The sequence below is a fragment of the Pseudomonas sp. FW305-E2 genome, from assembly GCF_058782925.1.
The window spans coordinates 1-18,172 of record NZ_JBYSYE010000049.1; the positions used below are offsets into that span (position 1 = coordinate 1).

At 62.1% G+C, this 18,172-nt stretch carries 19 protein-coding genes; 14 read left to right on the plus strand and 5 right to left on the minus strand.

Features of this window, described 5'->3' with window-relative positions; translation table 11 throughout:
- Nucleotides 1-196 precede the first annotated feature (196 nt).
- The 8 genes from oscA (at nt 197) to AC3WLP_RS24425 (ending at nt 6,965) form a co-directional block, all read left to right on the plus strand.
- Complete coding sequence (oscA, locus tag AC3WLP_RS24390) at nt 197-379, plus strand: sulfur starvation response protein OscA (RefSeq protein ID WP_003248957.1); 183 nt, start codon at nt 197-199, stop codon at nt 377-379.
- Nucleotides 380-429: 50 nt separating this feature from the next.
- The gene (locus AC3WLP_RS24395) at nt 430-1,437 is read left to right on the plus strand and encodes a sulfate ABC transporter substrate-binding protein (RefSeq protein WP_003248959.1); all 1,008 of its coding nucleotides are present in this window, start codon (nt 430-432) and stop codon (nt 1,435-1,437) included.
- A gap of 184 nt (nt 1,438-1,621) precedes the next feature.
- Nucleotides 1,622-2,440 (plus strand): sulfate ABC transporter permease subunit CysT, encoded by an 819-nt coding sequence (cysT, locus tag AC3WLP_RS24400; RefSeq protein ID WP_003248961.1) that lies wholly within the window; start codon nt 1,622-1,624, stop codon nt 2,438-2,440.
- 11 nt (nt 2,441-2,451) lie between these two features.
- Entirely contained in the window at nt 2,452-3,324 is an 873-nt protein-coding gene (gene cysW / locus AC3WLP_RS24405; protein WP_012054036.1) for a sulfate ABC transporter permease subunit CysW, read from the plus strand.
- 3 nt (nt 3,325-3,327) lie between these two features.
- Nucleotides 3,328-4,317 carry a sulfate/molybdate ABC transporter ATP-binding protein gene (locus AC3WLP_RS24410; RefSeq protein WP_003248965.1) on the plus strand — a complete coding sequence of 330 codons (990 nt, stop codon included), beginning with the start codon at nt 3,328-3,330 and terminating at the stop codon, nt 4,315-4,317.
- A 210-nt stretch (nt 4,318-4,527) separates the two neighbouring features.
- Nucleotides 4,528-5,109: an alpha/beta hydrolase gene (locus AC3WLP_RS24415; RefSeq protein WP_010955697.1), complete on the plus strand. Its 582-nt coding sequence runs from the start codon at nt 4,528-4,530 to the stop codon at nt 5,107-5,109.
- 64 nt (nt 5,110-5,173) lie between these two features.
- Complete coding sequence (locus tag AC3WLP_RS24420; protein WP_012054033.1) at nt 5,174-6,004, plus strand: sigma 54-interacting transcriptional regulator; 831 nt, start codon at nt 5,174-5,176, stop codon at nt 6,002-6,004.
- Nucleotides 6,005-6,179: 175 nt separating this feature from the next.
- Entirely contained in the window at nt 6,180-6,965 is a 786-nt protein-coding gene (locus AC3WLP_RS24425) for a MetQ/NlpA family ABC transporter substrate-binding protein (RefSeq protein ID WP_014754771.1), read from the plus strand.
- A gap of 207 nt (nt 6,966-7,172) precedes the next feature.
- Here AC3WLP_RS24425 and AC3WLP_RS24430 read toward each other — a convergent pair whose 3' ends face one another.
- On the minus strand, nt 7,173-9,539 hold the full coding sequence (locus tag AC3WLP_RS24430) for a penicillin acylase family protein (RefSeq protein WP_088512592.1): 2,367 nt from the start codon (nt 9,537-9,539) through the stop codon (nt 7,173-7,175).
- 86 nt (nt 9,540-9,625) lie between these two features.
- On the opposite strand from AC3WLP_RS24430, the gene AC3WLP_RS24435 reads away from it, so the two are divergent.
- On the plus strand, nt 9,626-10,192 hold the full coding sequence (locus AC3WLP_RS24435) for a sugar O-acetyltransferase (protein ID WP_014754768.1): 567 nt from the start codon (nt 9,626-9,628) through the stop codon (nt 10,190-10,192).
- Here AC3WLP_RS24435 and AC3WLP_RS24440 read toward each other — a convergent pair.
- A complete protein-coding gene (locus AC3WLP_RS24440; RefSeq protein ID WP_010955693.1) occupies nt 10,171-10,740 on the minus strand; it encodes a DUF6436 domain-containing protein in 570 nt (189 codons plus the stop codon). The genes AC3WLP_RS24435 and AC3WLP_RS24440 overlap by 22 nt on opposite strands.
- Nucleotides 10,741-11,021: 281 nt before the next feature.
- Between AC3WLP_RS24440 and bipL the strand changes: the two genes are divergently transcribed.
- On the plus strand, nt 11,022-11,948 hold the full coding sequence (gene bipL, locus AC3WLP_RS24445; RefSeq protein WP_017148016.1) for a phospholipase BipL: 927 nt from the start codon (nt 11,022-11,024) through the stop codon (nt 11,946-11,948).
- On the opposite strand, the gene AC3WLP_RS24450 is transcribed toward bipL, so the two are convergent.
- Complete coding sequence (locus tag AC3WLP_RS24450) at nt 11,949-12,701, minus strand: DUF2059 domain-containing protein (protein ID WP_012054028.1); 753 nt, start codon at nt 12,699-12,701, stop codon at nt 11,949-11,951.
- Between the two features lie 113 nt (nt 12,702-12,814).
- Between AC3WLP_RS24450 and AC3WLP_RS24455 the strand changes: the two genes are divergently transcribed.
- Nucleotides 12,815-13,447 (plus strand): 2OG-Fe(II) oxygenase, encoded by a 633-nt coding sequence (locus AC3WLP_RS24455; protein WP_029611798.1) that lies wholly within the window; start codon nt 12,815-12,817, stop codon nt 13,445-13,447.
- The gene (locus tag AC3WLP_RS24460; RefSeq protein WP_088512591.1) at nt 13,434-13,937 is read left to right on the plus strand and encodes a 2-thiouracil desulfurase family protein; all 504 of its coding nucleotides are present in this window, start codon (nt 13,434-13,436) and stop codon (nt 13,935-13,937) included. Before AC3WLP_RS24455 ends, AC3WLP_RS24460 begins: the two co-directional genes overlap by 14 nt.
- Before the next feature lie 190 nt (nt 13,938-14,127).
- On the opposite strand, the gene AC3WLP_RS24465 is transcribed toward AC3WLP_RS24460, so the two are convergent.
- Nucleotides 14,128-14,616, minus strand: a complete 489-nt coding sequence (locus AC3WLP_RS24465) for a transporter substrate-binding domain-containing protein (RefSeq protein WP_088512590.1) — start codon at nt 14,614-14,616, stop codon at nt 14,128-14,130.
- Between the two features lie 223 nt (nt 14,617-14,839).
- Here AC3WLP_RS24465 and AC3WLP_RS24470 point away from each other — a divergent pair, with 223 nt between their 5' ends.
- On the plus strand, nt 14,840-15,316 hold the full coding sequence (locus AC3WLP_RS24470) for a DUF4399 domain-containing protein (RefSeq protein ID WP_010955687.1): 477 nt from the start codon (nt 14,840-14,842) through the stop codon (nt 15,314-15,316).
- Between the two features lie 47 nt (nt 15,317-15,363).
- On the opposite strand, the gene serA is transcribed toward AC3WLP_RS24470, so the two are convergent.
- Nucleotides 15,364-16,593, minus strand: a complete 1,230-nt coding sequence (serA, locus tag AC3WLP_RS24475; RefSeq protein WP_003248995.1) for a phosphoglycerate dehydrogenase — start codon at nt 16,591-16,593, stop codon at nt 15,364-15,366.
- Between the two features lie 171 nt (nt 16,594-16,764).
- Between serA and AC3WLP_RS24480 the strand changes: the two genes are divergently transcribed.
- Complete coding sequence (locus tag AC3WLP_RS24480) at nt 16,765-18,162, plus strand: FAD-binding oxidoreductase (protein ID WP_003248997.1); 1,398 nt, start codon at nt 16,765-16,767, stop codon at nt 18,160-18,162.
- The last annotated feature ends 10 nt before the right edge of the window (nt 18,163-18,172 follow it).

Genomic DNA, 18,172 nt, shown 5'->3' on the forward strand with positions numbered 1-18,172 from the left:
CGAATGCGATGGTTCATCGACCACCGTATTCGCGGGTAAACCCGCTCCTACAAGGGGCGTGTGCTTTTAAATGGTTATATAAGAATTCTTAAACAGTATTTTTAAGAATAATCCCGCCTCACTACTATTGCCCTCAAGCCAGGCGCAAATCCCCTTCAAACCTCTGCCCGGCGCCCTCACTCCAAGGAGAACGAGCATGAGTGCATCTCTGCGTAGCATCGACGGTCAGGACGAAGCCACCATCTTGCGTGAAATCCAGAGCGCCTTGCGCGACCTGCGTTTCGGTGCGGTGGAGATCACCGTGCACAACGCTCAGGTCGTACAGATCGAGCGCAAGGAGAAGTTCCGCCTGCAACAGCCCGGCAACAAGCCCGGCTGATCGGCGCCACAACATCCAAAACTAGAAAAATGCCAATCGGGAGCTTCACCATGTCCATCCGCCGTTATGCGCTCGCCGCCCTGGCCAGTGCTGTTTTTGCCGGTTCCGCCATCGCCAAGGACTACGAACTGCTCAACGTGTCCTACGACCCGACCCGTGAGCTGTACCAGCAGTACAACGCTGAGTTCATCAAACACTGGCAACAGGCCCATCCCGGTGACAAGGTGAAAATCCAGCAATCCCATGGAGGGTCGGGCAAGCAGGCCCGTGCGGTGATCGACGGCCTGCGCGCTGACGTGGTGACCCTGGCCCTGGCCGGTGACATCGACGAAGTGGCCAAGCTTGGCAAGACACTGCCCGAGAACTGGCAGACCCGCCTGCCTGACGCCAGCACTCCGTACACCTCGACCATCGTGTTCCTGGTGCGCAAGGGCAACCCGAAAGGCATCAAGGACTGGGGCGACCTGATCAAGAAGGACGTGTCGGTCATCACCCCGAACCCGAAAACCTCCGGCGGTGCGCGCTGGAACTTCCTCGCAGCATGGGCGTACGGCCTGAAGGCCGGCGGTAGCGAAGAGAAGGCCAAGGCCTATGTGCAGGAGCTGTTCAAGCATGTACCGGTGCTGGATACCGGCGCCCGTGGTTCGACCATCACCTTCGTCAACAATGGCCAGGGCGACGTGTTGCTGGCCTGGGAAAACGAGGCCTTCCTGGCCCTGAAGGAAGACGGGGGGGCCGACAAGTTCGACATCGTCGTGCCGTCGCTGTCGATCCTGGCCGAGCCGCCTGTGGCCGTGGTCGACAAGAACGCCGAGAAGAAGGGCAATACCGAGATCGCCACCGAATACCTCAAGCACCTGTACAGCCCGGCCGGGCAGAAGATTGCCGCCGAGAACTTCTACCGCCCGCGTGACGAGAAAGTCGCTGCGGAGTTCGGCAAGCAGTTCCCGAAACTGGACCTGGTGACCATCGACAAGGACTTTGGTGGGTGGAAGACTGCACAACCGAAATTCTTCAATGATGGCGGTGTGTTCGACCAGATCTATCAGGCACAGTAAGGGCCAAAGGAAATCGGGGCCGCGTTACGGCCCATTCGCGGCACAAGGCCTCCCCCACAAGGAACCATAGTCCCCTGTGGGAGCGGCCTTGTGTCGCGAATGGGCTGCCAAGCAGCCCAGGATACAAAAGCTTGCACCGGCCCGGGATTGTTTCCGGGCTGAGTGCGTTCAACCAGGGATATTTATGTCGCGTCGCATCTCCCCCGTCATACCCGGCTTCGGGCTGACGCTGGGCTACACCTTGGTGTACCTCAGCCTGATCGTGCTGATACCGCTGGCGGCCATGTTCATCCATGCCTCGCAGCTGACCTTCGAGCAGTTCTGGACCATCATCAGTGCGCCGCGGGTGATCGCTGCGCTCAAGCTGAGCTTCGGCACCGCCCTGTTCGCCGCCATCATCAACGGTGTGATCGGTACCCTGCTGGCTTGGGTGCTGGTGCGTTACACCTTCCCTGGGCGCAAGATCATCGATGCGATGATCGACCTGCCGTTCGCCTTGCCCACCGCGGTTGCCGGTATCGCCCTGACAGCCCTGTACGCGCCGCAGGGCTGGGTCGGCCAGTTCGCTACCGACCTGGGCTTCAAGATCGCCTACACCCCGCTGGGCATCACCCTGGCACTGACCTTCGTGACCCTGCCGTTCGTGGTGCGCACGGTGCAGCCGGTACTGGCCGACATCCCGCGTGAAGTGGAAGAGGCCGCAGCCTGCCTGGGGGCCAAGCCATTGCAGGTGTTCCGCCACATCCTGGCGCCGGCCCTGCTGCCGGCATGGCTCACCGGCTTTGCCCTGGCCTTCGCCCGTGGGGTGGGCGAGTATGGTTCGGTGATCTTCATTGCTGGCAACATGCCGATGAAGACCGAGATCCTGCCGCTGCTGATCATGGTCAAGCTCGACCAGTACGACTACACCGGCGCGACCGCCATCGGCGTGTTGATGCTGGTGGTTTCCTTCATCCTGCTGCTGCTGATCAACCTGCTGCAGCGCCGCATCGAAACCCCTTGAAGGAGGCCGGCATGTCCAGTTCATCCCTGAGTGCAAGTGCCGCAGCCAACGCCGCCCGCCGTGGCAGCGCCACGTCACGGCGTATCCTGATCGGCCTTGGCTGGCTGGTGTTCGCCCTGTTCCTGCTGCTGCCGCTGGTGATCGTGGTATCGCAGGCACTGAAGAACGGTTTTGGCACCTTCTTCGAGGCGATCTTCGAACCCGATGCGTTGTCGGCGCTGAAGCTGACCCTGCTCGCCGTGGTTATCTCGGTGCCGCTGAACCTGGTATTTGGCGTAAGCGCTGCCTGGTGCGTGAGCAAGTACACCTTCCGTGGCAAGAGCATCCTGGTCACCCTGATCGACCTGCCGTTCTCGGTGTCACCCGTGATCGCCGGCCTGGTCTACGTGCTGATGTTCGGCGCGCAAGGCCTGTTCGGTCCGTGGCTGCAGGACCACGATATCCAGATCGTGTTCGCCCTGCCGGGCATTGTCCTGGCGACCATTTTCGTTACCGTACCGTTCGTGGCCCGTGAGCTGATCCCGCTGATGCAGGAGCAAGGCACGCAGGAGGAGGAGGCTGCACGGCTGCTCGGTGCCAACGGCTTGCAGATGTTCTGGCACGTGACCCTGCCGAACATCAAATGGGGGCTGATCTACGGCGTGGTGCTGTGTACCGCGCGGGCCATGGGCGAGTTCGGTGCGGTGTCGGTGGTGTCGGGCCACATCCGTGGCGTGACCAACACCTTGCCGCTGCATGTGGAGATTCTCTACAACGAGTACAACCACGTCGCAGCCTTCAGCGTGGCCAGCCTGTTGCTGATCCTGGCGCTCTTCATCCTGCTGCTCAAGCAGTGGAGCGAGAACCGTATTAACCGCCTGCGCCATAGCGCCGCGGAGGAATGATTCATGTCGATCGAAGTTCGTAACGTCAGCAAGCGCTTCAACAGCTTCCAGGCCCTGAACGCAATCAACCTGGACATCAACAGCGGCGAGCTGGTGGCTCTGCTCGGCCCGTCCGGCTGTGGCAAGACCACCCTGCTGCGCATCATTGCCGGCCTGGAAACCCCGGACCAGGGCAATATCGTTTTCCATGGCGAGGACGTTTCCGGCCATGACGTGCGTGACCGTAACGTCGGGTTCGTGTTCCAGCACTACGCGCTGTTCCGCCACATGAGCGTGTTCGACAACGTTGCGTTCGGCCTGCGCATGAAGCCCAAGGGCGAGCGCCCAAGCGAGAGCAAGATTGCCGAGAAGGTGCATGAGCTGCTGAACATGGTGCAACTGGACTGGCTGTCCGACCGCTACCCCGAGCAGCTTTCCGGTGGCCAGCGTCAGCGTATCGCCCTGGCCCGTGCCCTGGCGGTGGAGCCGAAGGTGCTGCTGCTGGACGAGCCATTCGGTGCGTTGGATGCCAAGGTGCGAAAAGAGCTGCGGCGCTGGCTGGCGCGGCTGCACGAGGATATCAACCTGACGTCGGTGTTCGTTACCCACGACCAGGAAGAAGCCATGGAAGTAGCCGACCGCATCGTGGTCATGAACAAGGGCGTGATCGAGCAGATCGGCTCGCCGGGTGAGGTGTACGATCAGCCGGCCAACGATTTCGTCTACCACTTCCTCGGTGACTCCAACCGCCTGGCCTTGAGCGAAGGGCATCACGTGCTGTTTCGCCCGCACGAGGTGTCGCTGTCGCGGCATGAGACCGAAGGGCACCATGCGGCCGAGGTGCGCGACATTCGGCCGTTGGGCGCGACCACGCGGGTGACCTTGAAGGTGGAAGGGCAGAGCGAGCTGATCGAGGCCGAGGTGGTGAAAGACCATGACAGCCTGACCGGGCTGGCGCGGGGAGAGACGTTGTTCTTCCGGCCGAAGGTATGGCAGAAGGTGGCGGATATCTGAGTCGCACAAGGAAAAGAGAGCCCGGGCATGGTCCCGGGTTTTTCTTGCCTGAACGTTTGACAGGGCAGCTTTACAGCCTTTTACAAGCGAGTGGCGGTAGCGCACTTGTTATGCCCTATGGGTATTAATAAATATCTTCTTATTCCTTTACGAATATTTCGCCCTCCCTATACTTGTCTCCAAGCACGCAAACTTACTGGAGGCGTCCCCATGCGCAATGAGTCGATTCGCTACCTGATTGTGCCGGGTTGGCAAGGATCGCCAGACAACCATTGGCAGAGTCACTGGCAGCGCACCCTGCCCAACAGTGCACGGGTTGAACAGCAAGACTGGCTCACCCCGCAGCGGCAGGACTGGGTGCACGCGCTGGAGCAGGCGATTGCCGCCGAGCGCTCGCCGGTGATCCTGATTGCCCACAGTCTTGGTTGCATCACTGTCGCCCATTGGGCAGCGCAGGCAAGCCCAGCCTTGCTGCGGCAGGTGCGTGGTGCACTGCTGGTGGCGCCGGCAGATGTCGAACGGCCCACGTGCGCACCCGTGCTGCGCAACTTTGCGCCGATCCCTACCGAGGTGCTGCCGTTCCCTAGCCAGGTCGTCAGCTCGGACAACGACCCGGCCGTGAACGTGCCACGGGCGCTGTACCTGGCCCAGGCATGGGGCGCCGAAGCGGGTTTGCTGAGCAATGCCGGGCACATCAACGTCAAGTCCGGTCATGAGCGCTGGGAACAAGGCTTCGCCTACCTGTATCGCTTGCAGAGCCGGATCGAGCAGCGTGCACTGCGCCGCGCCTGATCGCCCTTACTGTTCACCCTTTGCCTGACGCCTGGCCATTACGGGCCTGGGGCGGGAGTTCGTCATGACGTTTCAAAACCCGTTCGGCCAGCCGCTACTGACCTTCCCCGAGCTGGACAAGAGCCCGCTGAGCATTCGTGCCAAGGCGCTGGTGTTCATCGACCCGCGCTCGCAGCAGCTGCGCGAGGACCTTGAGCGCCTGGCGCTACAACCTTTGCCAGTGCTGATCCGTGGCGAAACCGGCACCGGCAAGGAGCTGCTGGCCCGGCAGATTCACCGTACCAGCGACCGTGGAGGGTTGTTCGTGTCGGTCAACTGCGCGGCCATCAGCCCCACCTACGCCGATGCCGAGCTGTTTGGCTATAGCGCGGGCACCCATGGCGGTACGGCCAGCAGCCGCGCCGGCTGGTTCGGTTCGGCCAGCGGCGGCACCTTGTACCTGGACGAGATTGCCGACTTGCCGTTGGCCATCCAGGGCAAGCTGCTGGCGGCCCTGGAAAACCGCGAGGTCACTCGGGTGGGCGCGCAGCAGCCACAGCCGGTGGATGTGCGCCTGGTAGCCGCCACCAGCATCGACCTGGCCCGTGTAGTACGTGCAGGGCGCTTCAACGAGCGCCTGTACCAGTATCTGCGCGAGGGCGCGCTGGAGCTGCCGCCGCTGCGCGAGCGGCCGGGCGATATCCTGCCGCTGGCCGAGTACTTCGTGGGCATCTACAGCGTGCGCCTGCAACGGCCACTGCCCTTGGTGAGCGAGGCGGCGCAGCGGGTGCTGGAGGCGCATTTCTGGCCGGGCAATACCCGCGAACTGGAGAACGTCATCCACTTTGCCTTGCTGGTCAATGACGGCGAAGAGATCCTGCCAGAGGATCTCGAACTGCCTGACCCCTCGCGTTAGACATCGCTCATGGGTAAAGAGGCTGATGGTATTGTGTTTTTGGAATAAGCAGCTAAGTAAAAGATATTGTTGCGGAATAAAAAATTTGGGTATCGTCCGCCTCACGCCCACTGGTGAACCGGTTGGGCACCCGATTTGCCATCGTCGATGGCCCAGATTCAGAACAAGGACCACCATGAAGAAGACCCTGCTGACCACTGCCCTGGCTGCTGCCCTGTCGTTTTCCGGCCTGGCCGCTGCTGCCGAGAAACTGGTGGTTGCCGCTACCCCGGTACCGCACGCCGAAATTCTCGAACTGATCAAGCCGACCCTGGCAAAAGAAGGCGTGGACCTTCAGATCAAGGTCTTCACCGATTACGTACAGCCGAACGTGCAGGTGGACCAGAAGCGTCTGGATGCCAACTACTTCCAGACCCTGCCGTACTTGAAGAGCTTCAACGAAGGCAAGGGCACCCACCTGGAAACCGTGATCGGTGTGCACGTCGAGCCGTTCGGTGGTTACTCGAAGAAGATCAAGAACCTGTCCGAGCTGAAGGAGGGCGCCACCGTTGCCATCCCTAACGAAGGCAGCAACAGCGGCCGCGCCCTGATCCTGCTGCAGAAGGCTGGCCTGATCACTCTGAAAGACCCGAAAAACGCCCTGGCCACGCCAAAGGACATTGCCGAGAACCCGAAGAAGCTGAAGTTCCGCGAGCTTGAATCGGCCATGCTGCCGCGTGTGCTGGACCAGGTCGACCTGGACATGATTAACACCAACTACGCCCTGGAAGCCGGCCTGAACCCGGCCAAGGACGCGCTGGTGATCGAAGGTGCCGACTCGCCGTACGTGAACTTCCTGGTTGCCCGCCCGGACAACAAGGACAGCGAAGCCATCCAGAAACTGGCCAAGGTCCTGACCAGCCCTGAAGTGAAGGAATTCATTGCCAAGAAGTACCAGGGTGCGGTGCTGCCGGCGTTCTGATGCGCTTGCTTCACCTTGCATGACCCAACGCCGACACCTTTGTGTCGGCGTTTTCATTGCTGGGATCTCTGAAAGCTGGCGCGATCCCTGTGGAGCGGGTTTACCCGCGAAAAATCCAACGCGGTGCATGGCACCGGCTGCGCCGGTTTCGCGGCTAAATCCCCACAGTGCTCGCGCAAACTTTTGGGCCTTGAGCAAGGCAGCCCCTTACGGCCCTGGCACCAATCGCAAGGTACTCTGCGCCGGTATTACCCCCATCTGTGCCTTCTGATACTGCCCCTGCACATACCCTTCGGCCTGGTCCGCGTAATGGCGGTCAAACGGCACGCCACTCTGCCCAACCGGGTTGCTGGTCAGCGCCTGCCCGGCATCGGCAAAGTCGATCAGCCGCCGCGTCGACGGCCCGTACGTCACCGGCCATGGCGCCGGGCCGATCTTCGCCGAAAGGTTGTTCGGTACTTCATGAGTACCCGGTGCGGCAAACGGCCCAACGTTGAACAGCAGGTTCAGCGGCTTTTTCACCCCCAGCGGATGGTTGTGGGTCAGGGTATGGGCCTTGCCCCACTGCCAGCTGGCTGGGTCCTTGCCGAGGGTGTCGCGCAAGTGGCCAAGGCTCTTCTGCCAGGCTTCGCGCACGATCGAGCTGCGGTCAGTGCGCTGGTTGGCGCCGCGGGTGTTCCACCAGGGCGACTCGGCATCGGCGGCAAGACGCGGCAGCGCGGCATCGATGGCACGGGTGCTGATCAGCACCGGGAACCAGGTATCGCCCAATTCGTCATGCAACGCGGCATAGGCCAGCGCGTAGAGGAACTGGTTGAACAGCGTGGCACTGGTTGAGTCCAGTGGATAGTCGCCGCGCCAGGCAGCCAACTGCTCGACCAGTTCCTTTTCCTCGTCACCCTGGGCGATCTGACGCAACGTCGCTAGCAGCGGTGCCAAGGTGCGCGGGCCGTAATCGCTGGCCGTATCGAGTTGCAGCGCCTGGCTGTTCTGCATGTCCCATTTCACCTCCGGGTTGGCCAGCTGGCGATCGAGCTGGCGGCCGCGGTCGGCGAGGTTGTAGTAGCCGGGTATCGGCACCACGGCGGGTGGCTGGTAGTTGGCCGAGACGATATAACCGCTGGCCGGATTCTCCTGTTGCGGGTTGACGCTGAAGGGGTAAAAGCCGGGTTTGTCGGCCTGGCTGCTGGCGCCGTCGAGGATGAACGCCGGGTTCACAGCGTCCGGGCGAATCGGCAGTTTTGCCGCTGCCCACCAGCCGATATCGCCACGGGCATTGGCCCAGACGAAGTTCAGCCCCGGCGCCTGCACCTTGGCAGCCGCTTCGCGCATCTTGCCCAGGGTGTCGGCGCGATTGAGCTGGTAGAAGCCTTCGAGGATCGGGTTCTCGGTTTCGAGGAACGCCCACCACATGGCAATCGGCGTGGCCCCTGCCGTGGCGCCGAGGACTTCGTTGACGATTGGCCCGTGGGGTGAGCGGCGCAGGTTGATGGTGACCGGTTGCTCGCCTTTGATTGCAATCTGCTGCTCGGTCTTTTCCAGTGTTCGCCACTGGCCATCGACCATGACCTGGTCAGCGTTGGCAGGGTTGGTCTTTTCTGCGATCAGGTCGACGTCATCGTTCTGGAACATGGTCAGGCTCCAGCCAAAATCACGGTTGTGGCCGAGCAGAGCGAACGGGTTGAGAGCCTGGAAATAGCCGTAGAGATTGAAACCGGGCGCTGACAGCTCGGCCTCGTACCACACCGCAGGTACGGCGAAGCTGATGTGCGGGTCGCCAGCCAGCAAAGGTTTGCCACTGCGAGTGCGGCTACCCGCGACCGCCCAGGCGTTGCTGCCTTCGAACTGCGGGATGCCGGCGTCGCCCAGTGCGTCATTGCTTAAGCGCGCAAGTGCTTCCAGGCTTTGCCAGTCGGCAGCGGCCAGTGGCGTGCCCAATGCGCCCTCGGGTTGCCAGCCAAGGTCGAATATTTTCAGGTAGTCAGGCCCCAGCTGGTCGCGGATGTAGGTCAGCGCTGGCTCGGTGCGGAACGCGGCGGCAAAACTGTAGGCCAGGTAGCCGGCGATGCTCAGCGTGTCCTCGGCGGTGAACGGGCGCGGGGTGATGCCGAGCAGGTCGAATTCCGTGGGCTTGGGGTGGCTGGCCTGCCAACTGTTGACCCCCTCGAGGTAGGCTTGCAGGGCCTTCCATGCCGGCGCCTGCGGATCCTGCCGCTTGGCCATCAGCGCGGCCTGCTCGCGTATGCGCAGGCTGCGGAACAGGGTGTCGGTGGGCAGCAGCTTGTCGCCGAGCACCTCAGCCAGTTCGCCACGGGCCAGGCGGCGCAGGATCTCCATCTGGAACAGCCGGTCCTGGGCATGCACGTAGCCCAGTGCACGGTAAAGGTCCGGCTCGCTCTGTGCTTGCAGGTGTGGCACGCCGCGGGCGTCGTAGCGCACGCTGACCGGCGCTTGCAGGCCGGTAATGGCGACCTCGCCCTCGCGCTGCGGCAGCTTCCCCTGCACGTACCAGTAACCGGCGGCGCCAGCGGAAACGGTGACTACCACCGCCAGCAGGGTCAGGCTGCGCTTCATTCAGACTCCTTGTGCATTCAAACGAAAAATGTGGTCCGATCATCGGCGGATTCGCGAACAGAGCATAGCCCCAGGAAGGAGTTTCCATGTCCCTCAGCGAAAAACACAAAATGCTCACCGGCCAGCTCTACCACGCTGGCTGCCCTGAACTGCAGGCCGAGCAGATCGCCAACAAACACTGGATGCACCGCTACAACAACAGTGTCGAACTGCTCAACGACGCACGCCACGGGCTGCTTGTGGCGCATTTTGGCCAGGTTGGCGAAGGCGCGGTGATTCGCCCGCCGTTCTATTGCGATTACGGCTACAACATCAGCGTTGGCCGTAATACGTTCATGAACTTCAACTGCGTGATCCTCGACGTGGTGCCGGTGCGTATCGGCGACGACTGTCAGATCGGCCCCAACGTGCAGATCTACACCGCCGACCATCCGCTCGATCCTGAAGTGCGGCGCAGCGGGCTGGAGAGTGGGCGGACGGTGACCATCGGCGACAACGTGTGGATCGGCGGTGCGGCGATCATCCTGCCGGGGGTGACCATCGGTGATAACGCTATCGTCGGCGCCGGCAGTGTGGTGACCCGGGATGTGCCCGCGGGCGCGACGGTGGTGGGTAACCCGGCGAGGGTCCGTCAGCCCGACCAAGGGCAGTAGCAGCCTACCGCCAGGGTATTGGAGGCGTTGACCTGGCGGCCGTCGAGCAAAGCCTTGAGGATTGGCTCGATGAAGCTGTTGCTGGCGTTGCACACGGCACCTTCGCTGTAGGGGCCAAAATAAGCCAGGCGGCCTTGCCGGTCCCAGATGGCCACGGCCGGGGACGCAGGCAGGTGCTCGCTGCCGGGCAGGTGGGTGATGGGTTGCAAGCTACCGATATTGGCCGGTAGCTGGCCGTGGCTGCCGGGCTTTTGCAGCACATGGAAGGTAACGTCGTGGCCAGCGAACTGGCTGATAAGGTCGCCCAGGTGCTGTTGGTTGCCAACGTTGCATGGGCAGGCCGGGTCCCAGAAATGCACGACACGGATCGGGCCAGCACCGGCCAGCTCGGCAGGTAGCTGTAACTGGCTGCCGTCGAACAGCGTGGCCTGGTTGTCGAACGGGCGCAGGTAGCGGGCCTGAAAGGCGCTGTAGGCCTGCCAGAGAATTACGGCGCCGACCAACAAGGCGATGACCGTGCACAGCGGTTTGATGATTCGGCTATTCATGAAGAGTCGGTGGCCCTTGTGGGAGCAACTGTCTTGCTCAATTTCTAAAAGCTGGCGCCGATCCCTGTGGGAGCGGCCTTGCGTCGCGAAAGGGCCGCGCAGCGGCCCCAGGATCTCGGCATCATGCATAGATCGCTGGGGCCGCTTTGCGGCCCGTTCGCGACACAAGGCCGCTCCCACAATTAGTTCGGTGCTGGTTGTTGGAGGTGAGCAAGCTTGCCATGGCGCCGGCCAGAGCTGAAGATTCCAGATCAATACTTGCATCAATGTGGATGTACCCGATGCCCCCTGCCTTTCACCCCGACTGCCTGCGCACCAGCCTGGCGCCGTTCACCACTCGCCAGCCACTGTCGGCACAAGCGCAGGACTACCAGCGCTTCTATGGCCTGGACCTGCCGGCACACAGCTGGCTGGGCGGCTTCCAGGCGGCGGGGTTCGACCTGGTCGGGCAGGCCTGGCTACCCGAGCAGCCCAGCGCGACGTTGTTCCTGCTGCACGGCTATTACGACCACATGGGCCTCTACCAGCATGTGATTGCGTGGGCACTCAAGCAAGGTTTTGCGGTGATCAGTTGCGACCTGCCCGGCCACGGCCTGTCCAGCGGCGAGCGGGCCAGCATCACTGACTTCGCGGTGTACCAGCAGGTGCTGGAGGCCTTGTTCGAACAGGCGCACACGCTGCAACTGCCGCACCCGTGGCACCTTTGTGGGCAGAGCACGGGGGGGGCGATTGCCGTGGACCATCTGCTGCACCAGGGCGCACGCAGCCCCGTCGATGGCCAGGTCATCCTGCTGGCCCCGCTGGTGCGGCCATGTTCCTGGCGCTGGTCGAAGTTCAGTTATTGCGTGCTGCGCCACTTCGTCAATGGCATCGAACGGCGCTTCAGTGAGAACACCAACGACCCGGCCTTCCTGCCGTTCCTGGAGGCCGACCCGCTGCAACCGCGTCGCCTGCCAACGGCCTGGGTGGGCGCACTGATCGCCTGGGTCAAACGCATCGAGGCCGCGCCGCGCAGTGCGCGTCGGCCATTGATCGTGCAGGGGGAGGCAGATGGCACGGTGGACTGGCCCTACAACCTCGAAGTGCTCAAGGCCAAGTTTGCCGAGCCACAGATCCTGATGCTGCCCGAGGCCCGTCACCACCTGGCCAACGAGTTGCCGGGCATCCGCCAGCGCTACTTCGACTTCATCGACCAGCGCCTGGGCTGATCACTTCAGGTCGTTGGTGCTTTGACCAACCGCCAGGGCGGCGCGTACAGCGGCCAGGGCCGCCTGGTAGTAAGCCTTGCCCTCTGGCGACTCGGCAAAGGTGGCGAACGCTTCCAGCTCGGCATCGGACAGGTCGCGGTAGACGTACAGCAGGGTGTTGTTCAGGTCTTCGCCAATCTGCCCCATCAACCGCTGGCGCTGGCCATCCAGCAGGCTTTGGGCCTGGCCGCCGCCGAACAGGCCGGGGATCATCGAGCTGAGGCTGTCGGCGGCTACACCGGCGATGGCAAGGCTGACTTCGGCGCCGGCTTCACGCGCAGGCAGGGCTTGGGCCAGGTGGCCGATGACCAGCAGACGATCGTCGCTGGCCTGGATCTTGGGCAGGCCTTTGGCGTTCTTGGCCAGTTCGTCCTTGCGGGTGGCCTTGAGCTCGGCCGCCACCACTTTGCGCCCTAGCGGTGACTGGAAGAAGGCCAGGGCCGGTGCCGGGTTGGCCAGGGTGGCGCGCAGCTTTGCCTGGGCGCGACGGTCCACCGCCTGGGCCTGGAAGCGCTGGTTGCTGTTGTTGACCAGCGCCTGGTAAACGGCGGGTGGCAAACTGTTGCGGTAGCGCTCCTGGGCAGCGGTCAGGGCATCGTTGAAGTGGGCGCGCTGGTCGGGCCAGCCGGCGGCCTTGTACAGTTGATCCAGGTTGTCTGCCCAGACAGGCATGGTGCAGATCATCAGCAGAATCAGGGAAAACAGACGGCGCATTCAGGACTCCTGTCGGCAGGTGGCTATTGTCCTTGGCCCGGCGCCGGTTTGTCGAGATACCCGCGTGTTTCTCGGCCAAGTGGCGCTGTGCGGCGACAGGGCGAATGGATATGATGCGCGCCATGCACATATCCCCTGAACACCCGATGCTTGCGGCCGTCGTCGACGATCTGGCCACCCATGGCTGGTCCCAGCAGGCGCACTTTCTGCCTGCCGACCTGGTGCGCGCGCTGGCGGCCGAGTGCCGTCGCCGTGATGCCGAAGGCGAACTGAACCCCGCAGGGGTTGGGCGGGGTGCTACCCAGGAGGTGCGCGAAGCCATTCGCGGTGACCAGATCCAGTGGATCGACCCGGGGCAGGCCGAGGCCTGCGACCTGTACCTGGCGGCGATGGATCAGCTGCGCCTGGCAATCAACCAAGGCCTTTTCCTGGGCCTGGAAGACTTTGAATGCCACTTTGCCCTGTACCCACCGGGGGCGTTCTATCGCCGGCACCTGGACCGCTTCCGCGACGATGACCGTCGCATGGTCTCGGCGGTGCTTTACCTCAATGAAGGCTGGCAATCGCATGACGGTGGCCAGTTGCGTATGTTCCTGGCCGACGGTGTCGAGCACGATGTCGAGCCAGTGGCCGGTTGCCTGGTGGTATTCCTGTCGGGCGAAGTGCCTCACGAAGTCCTGCCGGCCGGGCGTGAGCGGCTGTCATTGACCGGCTGGTTCAGGCGGCGTGGCAATGACCCGTTCTGAGAGGCCCAAGGTGCTGGTGAGCGCCTGCCTTTTGGGGCAGCCAGTACGCTATGACGGCCGGGCAAGCGGTCATCCCGATTTGTTGCAGCAGTGGCAGGCCGAAGGGCGCGTGGTGCCGTTGTGCCCGGAGGTAGCCGGCGGCTTGCCGACACCGCGGCCGCCAGCAGAGATCCCGGGAGGGCAGGGCAGCGCAGTGCTCGATGGCGACGCGCAGGTGCTGACGGTGACGGGTGAAGATGTCAGTGCCGCGTTTCTGGCGGGTGCGCAGTTGGCGCTGGAGCTGGTACGGCGGCATGGCATTCGTGTAGCGGTGCTGAAGTCTGGCAGCCCTTCGTGTGGCAACCGGTTGACCTATGATGGCACCTTCAGGGGTGTGAAAGTGGCGGGGGAAGGGATAACCACGGCGCTGCTGCGGCGGGCGGGCGTGCAGGTGTTCAGCGAGCTGGAGCTGGACCAGGCGCGGCGGGCTTTGGCTGATAGATCTGTTTGAACCTGTGCCGGCCCTTTCGCGGGTGAACCCGCTCCTACCACGGTGGTGGACACCCATCGGGGGTTGGACACAGCCCGTCGTGTAGGAGCGGGTTCACCCGCGAAGAGGCCGGCCCTGCTGGCCAATCTCCACCCGCCGTTCACCATTGCCGCCGCGAACGTATTCGCGGCTACAGGTTGCAAAGAAGACCTCACTGCCCGGCTGCAGTCTCCTGCACACCCTTGAACCACTTCTGCTCAAGCTCGGCAGTCCGGCCATTGTCTTTCAAGCGCTGCAACGCATTGTTTACGGCGCTTTCAAAAGCCGGGTTGTCCTTCTGAAACGGGATCACCAGCTTCTTCTCGCCAATCGGCAGGCTCACATCGAGCGGGCCGTCGCCTGTGAGCGATTCACTCGACGGGGCGAACGCGATGTCGTACTTGCCACTCTCGACACCCGCCAGCACTTCGGCAGACGGGGCTTCGACGAACTCGGCGCGCAAGTCCAGTTCCTTGGCCAGGGCCTGGCCAAATTCGATGTCGAAACCTGTCAGGTGGTCGTCTTGTTTGAAGGCGTATGGCGAGTTCTCGGCCTGTACGGCAATGCGCAGTTCGCCCCGGTCGGCGATTTCGTCGATCAGCTCTGCCTGAGCCAATGGACTGATCAGTACTGCCAGCAGTACCCCTATGGTCGAACGCATGTATGCCCCTTTTCTTTTAGCAGTTTGAAATCGATCGCCACGGCTTTCTTCCTCGCCGTGATCGAGCGCAGCCTATGACCTTCAAGCCTCGGCATTGTTTAACCCTGACTGAAATATTTCTGCCAGGCAATGTGAACACCTTGGCGCATATTTCAACTAAGGTGAACTACCGCCGCGTTTGGATGACAGGCTGCGGTCAATAAGTGAATCACAGGAGAAGTGAATGAACAGCCTATTTTCGCGTGCTGCCGTTGCCGGTCTGCTGATGGGAGCGTCGGTGTTCGCCAGTGCCGCAGACGCCCTGAAGAGCCAGGAGCCGCCCAAGGAGGCGAAGGTCTTCATCGTTTCCCCCGCCGATGGTGCCACGGTCGACAAAACCTTCACCGTCAAGTTCGGTATCGAGGGTATGGGCCTCAAGCCTGCGGGTGACCAAACCCCGCACACCGGGCACCACCATCTGCTGGTGGATGTCGACAAAGAGCCGGTGGCTGACATGCCACTGCCGACCAGCCTGATGCCAGAGGCCGGCGTCGCACTGCCGAAGGGGCCGCAAGTGCTGCACTTTGGCAAGGCACAGACCGAAACCAGCATTACCCTGACCCCGGGCAAGCACACCCTGCAACTGATTCTGGGTGACCAGTATCATGTGCCGTTCAAGCCTAGCGTCGAGTCGAAGAAGATCACGGTTGAAGTGAAATAAAAAAAGGGAGGCCTTCAGGGCCTCCCTTTTTCATGCTGCACCGAGACTTAGAACAGGACGCGGGAACGGATGGTGCCCTTGACCTGTTGCAGTTTCTCTTGCGCAAGGTCCGAGTACTCGGCGTCAACGTCGATTACCACGTAACCGACTTTCTCGTTGGTCTGCAGGAACTGACCGGAGATGTTGATACCGTTCTCGGCGAAGACCTTGTTGATCTCGCTGAGCACGCCCGGGATGTTTTCGTGGATGTGCAGCAGGCGGTGCTTGCCTGGGTGAGCCGGCAGGGCCACTTCCGGGAAGTTGACCGAGGACACCGAGGTACCGTTGTCGCTGTACTTGACCAGCTTCTCGGCCACTTCCAGACCGATGTTGGCCTGGGCTTCGGCGGTGGAACCACCAATGTGCGGCGTCAGGATCACGTTGTCGAGGCCGCGCAGCGGGCTTTCGAACTCTTCGTCGTTGGAGCGTGGCTCGACCGGGAACACGTCGATGGCGGCGCCGATCAGGTGCTTGTCCTTGATGGCAGCGGCCAGGTGGTCCAGTTCGACCACGGTGCCACGGGCGGCGTTGATCAGGATCGCGCCCTTCTTCATCGAGCGGATTTCCTTCTCGCCGATCATCCACTGGGTGGAGGGCAGCTCAGGCACGTGCAGCGAGACGATGTCAGCCAGGCCCAGCAGCTCGTTCAGGCTGGTGACCTGCACGGCGTTGCCCAGTGGCAGCTTGGTCAGCGGGTCGAAGAAGTACACCTGCATGCCCATGTTCTCAGCCAGTACCGAAAGCTGGGTACCAATCGAGCCGTAGCCGACGATGCCCAGTTTCTTGCCGCGGATTTCAAACGAGTTAGCCGCGCTCTTGATCCAGCCACCACGGTGGCAGGAGGCGTTCTTCTCAGGGATGCCGCGCAGCAGCAGGATGGCTTCGGCCAGCACCAGCTCGGCCACCGAACGGGTGTTGGAGTACGGTGCGTTGAACACGGCGATACCGCGCGCGCGGGCAGCTTCCAGGTCAACCTGGTTGGTACCGATGCAGAAGCAGCCAACAGCGACCAGTTTCTTGGCGCAGTCGAAGATCTCTTCAGTGAGCTGGGTACGCGAACGGATGCCGATGAAGTGGGCGTCAGCGATCTTTTCCTTCAGCTCGGCTTCCGGCAACGAACCAGTGAGGTATTCGATGTTGGTGTAGCCGGCGGCCTTGAGAGTATCGACCGCGTTCTGGTGCACACCTTCAAGAAGAAGGAACCGGATCTTGCTCTTGTCGAGAGAAGTCTTGCTCATCTGCGTAAACCTGTATCCCGGAGATAAATTGGCGAGGGGTGATGCCAGGCGCGAGGGCAGCCTTAGCATGAACAGCGGGAGGGCTATGCTAGCATACGCGACACAATCTGAGCTTATCCCGACAGGTGAAGAGTGCTCAGGGTGACCATGAATAAGTCGAGAGTTCCAGCGATGACCCACCCCGCTGTTATTGAAGAACTGATGACCCTTGTCGACCCTGGCAAGGTCCTGACTGACCCGGTTTCCCTCGAAGCGTATGGCAAGGACTGGACCAAGCATTACCCGCCAGCGCCCAGCGCCATCGTCTTTCCCAAAACGATAGAACAGGTGCAAGCCATTGTGCACTGGGCCAATGCGCACAAGGTGGCGCTGGTGCCCTCTGGCGGGCGCACCGGGCTTTCTGCCGGCGCCGTGGCGGCCAATGGCGAGGTTGTCGTCGCCTTCGACTACATGAACCAGATCCTTGGCTTCAATGCTTTCGACCGTACTGTGGTTTGCCAGCCAGGGGTCGTCACCCGCCAGTTGCAAACCTACGCCGAAGAGCAAGGTCTCTATTACCCGGTGGACTTCGCTTCCAGCGGTTCCAGCCAGATTGGCGGCAATATCGGCACCAATGCCGGCGGGATCAAGGTGATTCGTTACGGTATGACCCGCAACTGGGTGGCCGGGCTGAAAGTGGTCACCGGCAAGGGCGAGTTGCTGGAGCTGAACAAAGACCTGATCAAGAACGCCACCGGCTACGACCTGCGCCAGCTGTTCATTGGTGCCGAGGGTACGCTGGGCTTCGTGGTCGAGGCCACCATGCGCCTGGACCGCGCACCGCGCAACCTCACCGCCATGGTGCTGGGCACACCGGACTTCGACGCTATCATGCCGGTGCTGCACGCCTTCCAGGGCAAGCTGGACCTGACCGCTTTCGAGTTCTTCTCCGACAAGGGGTTGGCCAAGATCCTCGCCCGCGGCGATGTGCCTGCGCCCTTCGCGACGGATTGCCCGTTCTATGCGCTGCTGGAGTTCGAGGCCAGCACTGAAGAGGTTGCCAATGAAGCATTGGCTACCTTCGAGCACTGCGTCGAGCAGGGTTGGGTGCTGGATGGGGTGATGAGCCAGAGCGAAAGCCAGCTGAGAAACCTGTGGAAGCTGCGCGAGTACCTGTCTGAAACCATCTCGCACTGGACACCGTACAAGAACGATATTTCCGTCACCGTCTCGAAAGTGCCTGCGTTCCTGCGCGATATCGATGCCATTGTCTCAGCGCATTACCCGGACTATGAAGTGGTGTGGTACGGCCATATTGGTGACGGCAACCTGCACCTGAACATCCTCAAGCCTGAGCATATGAGCAAGGACGACTTCTTCGCTTCGTGTGCCAAGGTCAACAAGTGGGTGTTCGAGATCGTCGAGCGTTACAACGGGTCGATTTCTGCCGAGCATGGCGTGGGCATGACCAAGCGTGACTACCTGGGCTACAGCCGCTCCCCCGAAGAAATCGCCTGCATGAAGGCAATAAAGGCCGTGTTCGACCCTAACGGCATCATGAATCCGGGTAAGATCTTCGCACCTGAATAAAAAGCAGTAT

Coding starts and splice junctions, on each gene's coding strand:
- oscA (WP_003248957.1), top strand. CDS start 197: ATGAGTGCATCTCTGCGTAGCATCGACGGTCAGGACGAAGCCACCATC.
- AC3WLP_RS24395 (WP_003248959.1), top strand. CDS start 430: ATGTCCATCCGCCGTTATGCGCTCGCCGCCCTGGCCAGTGCTGTTTTT.
- cysT (WP_003248961.1), top strand. CDS start 1,622: ATGTCGCGTCGCATCTCCCCCGTCATACCCGGCTTCGGGCTGACGCTG.
- cysW (WP_012054036.1), top strand. CDS start 2,452: ATGTCCAGTTCATCCCTGAGTGCAAGTGCCGCAGCCAACGCCGCCCGC.
- AC3WLP_RS24410 (WP_003248965.1), top strand. CDS start 3,328: ATGTCGATCGAAGTTCGTAACGTCAGCAAGCGCTTCAACAGCTTCCAG.
- AC3WLP_RS24415 (WP_010955697.1), top strand. CDS start 4,528: ATGCGCAATGAGTCGATTCGCTACCTGATTGTGCCGGGTTGGCAAGGA.
- AC3WLP_RS24420 (WP_012054033.1), top strand. CDS start 5,174: ATGACGTTTCAAAACCCGTTCGGCCAGCCGCTACTGACCTTCCCCGAG.
- AC3WLP_RS24425 (WP_014754771.1), top strand. CDS start 6,180: ATGAAGAAGACCCTGCTGACCACTGCCCTGGCTGCTGCCCTGTCGTTT.
- AC3WLP_RS24430 (WP_088512592.1), bottom strand. CDS start 9,539: ATGAAGCGCAGCCTGACCCTGCTGGCGGTGGTAGTCACCGTTTCCGCT.
- AC3WLP_RS24435 (WP_014754768.1), top strand. CDS start 9,626: ATGTCCCTCAGCGAAAAACACAAAATGCTCACCGGCCAGCTCTACCAC.
- AC3WLP_RS24440 (WP_010955693.1), bottom strand. CDS start 10,740: ATGAATAGCCGAATCATCAAACCGCTGTGCACGGTCATCGCCTTGTTG.
- bipL (WP_017148016.1), top strand. CDS start 11,022: ATGCCCCCTGCCTTTCACCCCGACTGCCTGCGCACCAGCCTGGCGCCG.
- AC3WLP_RS24450 (WP_012054028.1), bottom strand. CDS start 12,701: ATGCGCCGTCTGTTTTCCCTGATTCTGCTGATGATCTGCACCATGCCT.
- AC3WLP_RS24455 (WP_029611798.1), top strand. CDS start 12,815: ATGCGCGCCATGCACATATCCCCTGAACACCCGATGCTTGCGGCCGTC.
- AC3WLP_RS24460 (WP_088512591.1), top strand. CDS start 13,434: ATGACCCGTTCTGAGAGGCCCAAGGTGCTGGTGAGCGCCTGCCTTTTG.
- AC3WLP_RS24465 (WP_088512590.1), bottom strand. CDS start 14,616: ATGCGTTCGACCATAGGGGTACTGCTGGCAGTACTGATCAGTCCATTG.
- AC3WLP_RS24470 (WP_010955687.1), top strand. CDS start 14,840: ATGAACAGCCTATTTTCGCGTGCTGCCGTTGCCGGTCTGCTGATGGGA.
- serA (WP_003248995.1), bottom strand. CDS start 16,593: ATGAGCAAGACTTCTCTCGACAAGAGCAAGATCCGGTTCCTTCTTCTT.
- AC3WLP_RS24480 (WP_003248997.1), top strand. CDS start 16,765: ATGACCCACCCCGCTGTTATTGAAGAACTGATGACCCTTGTCGACCCT.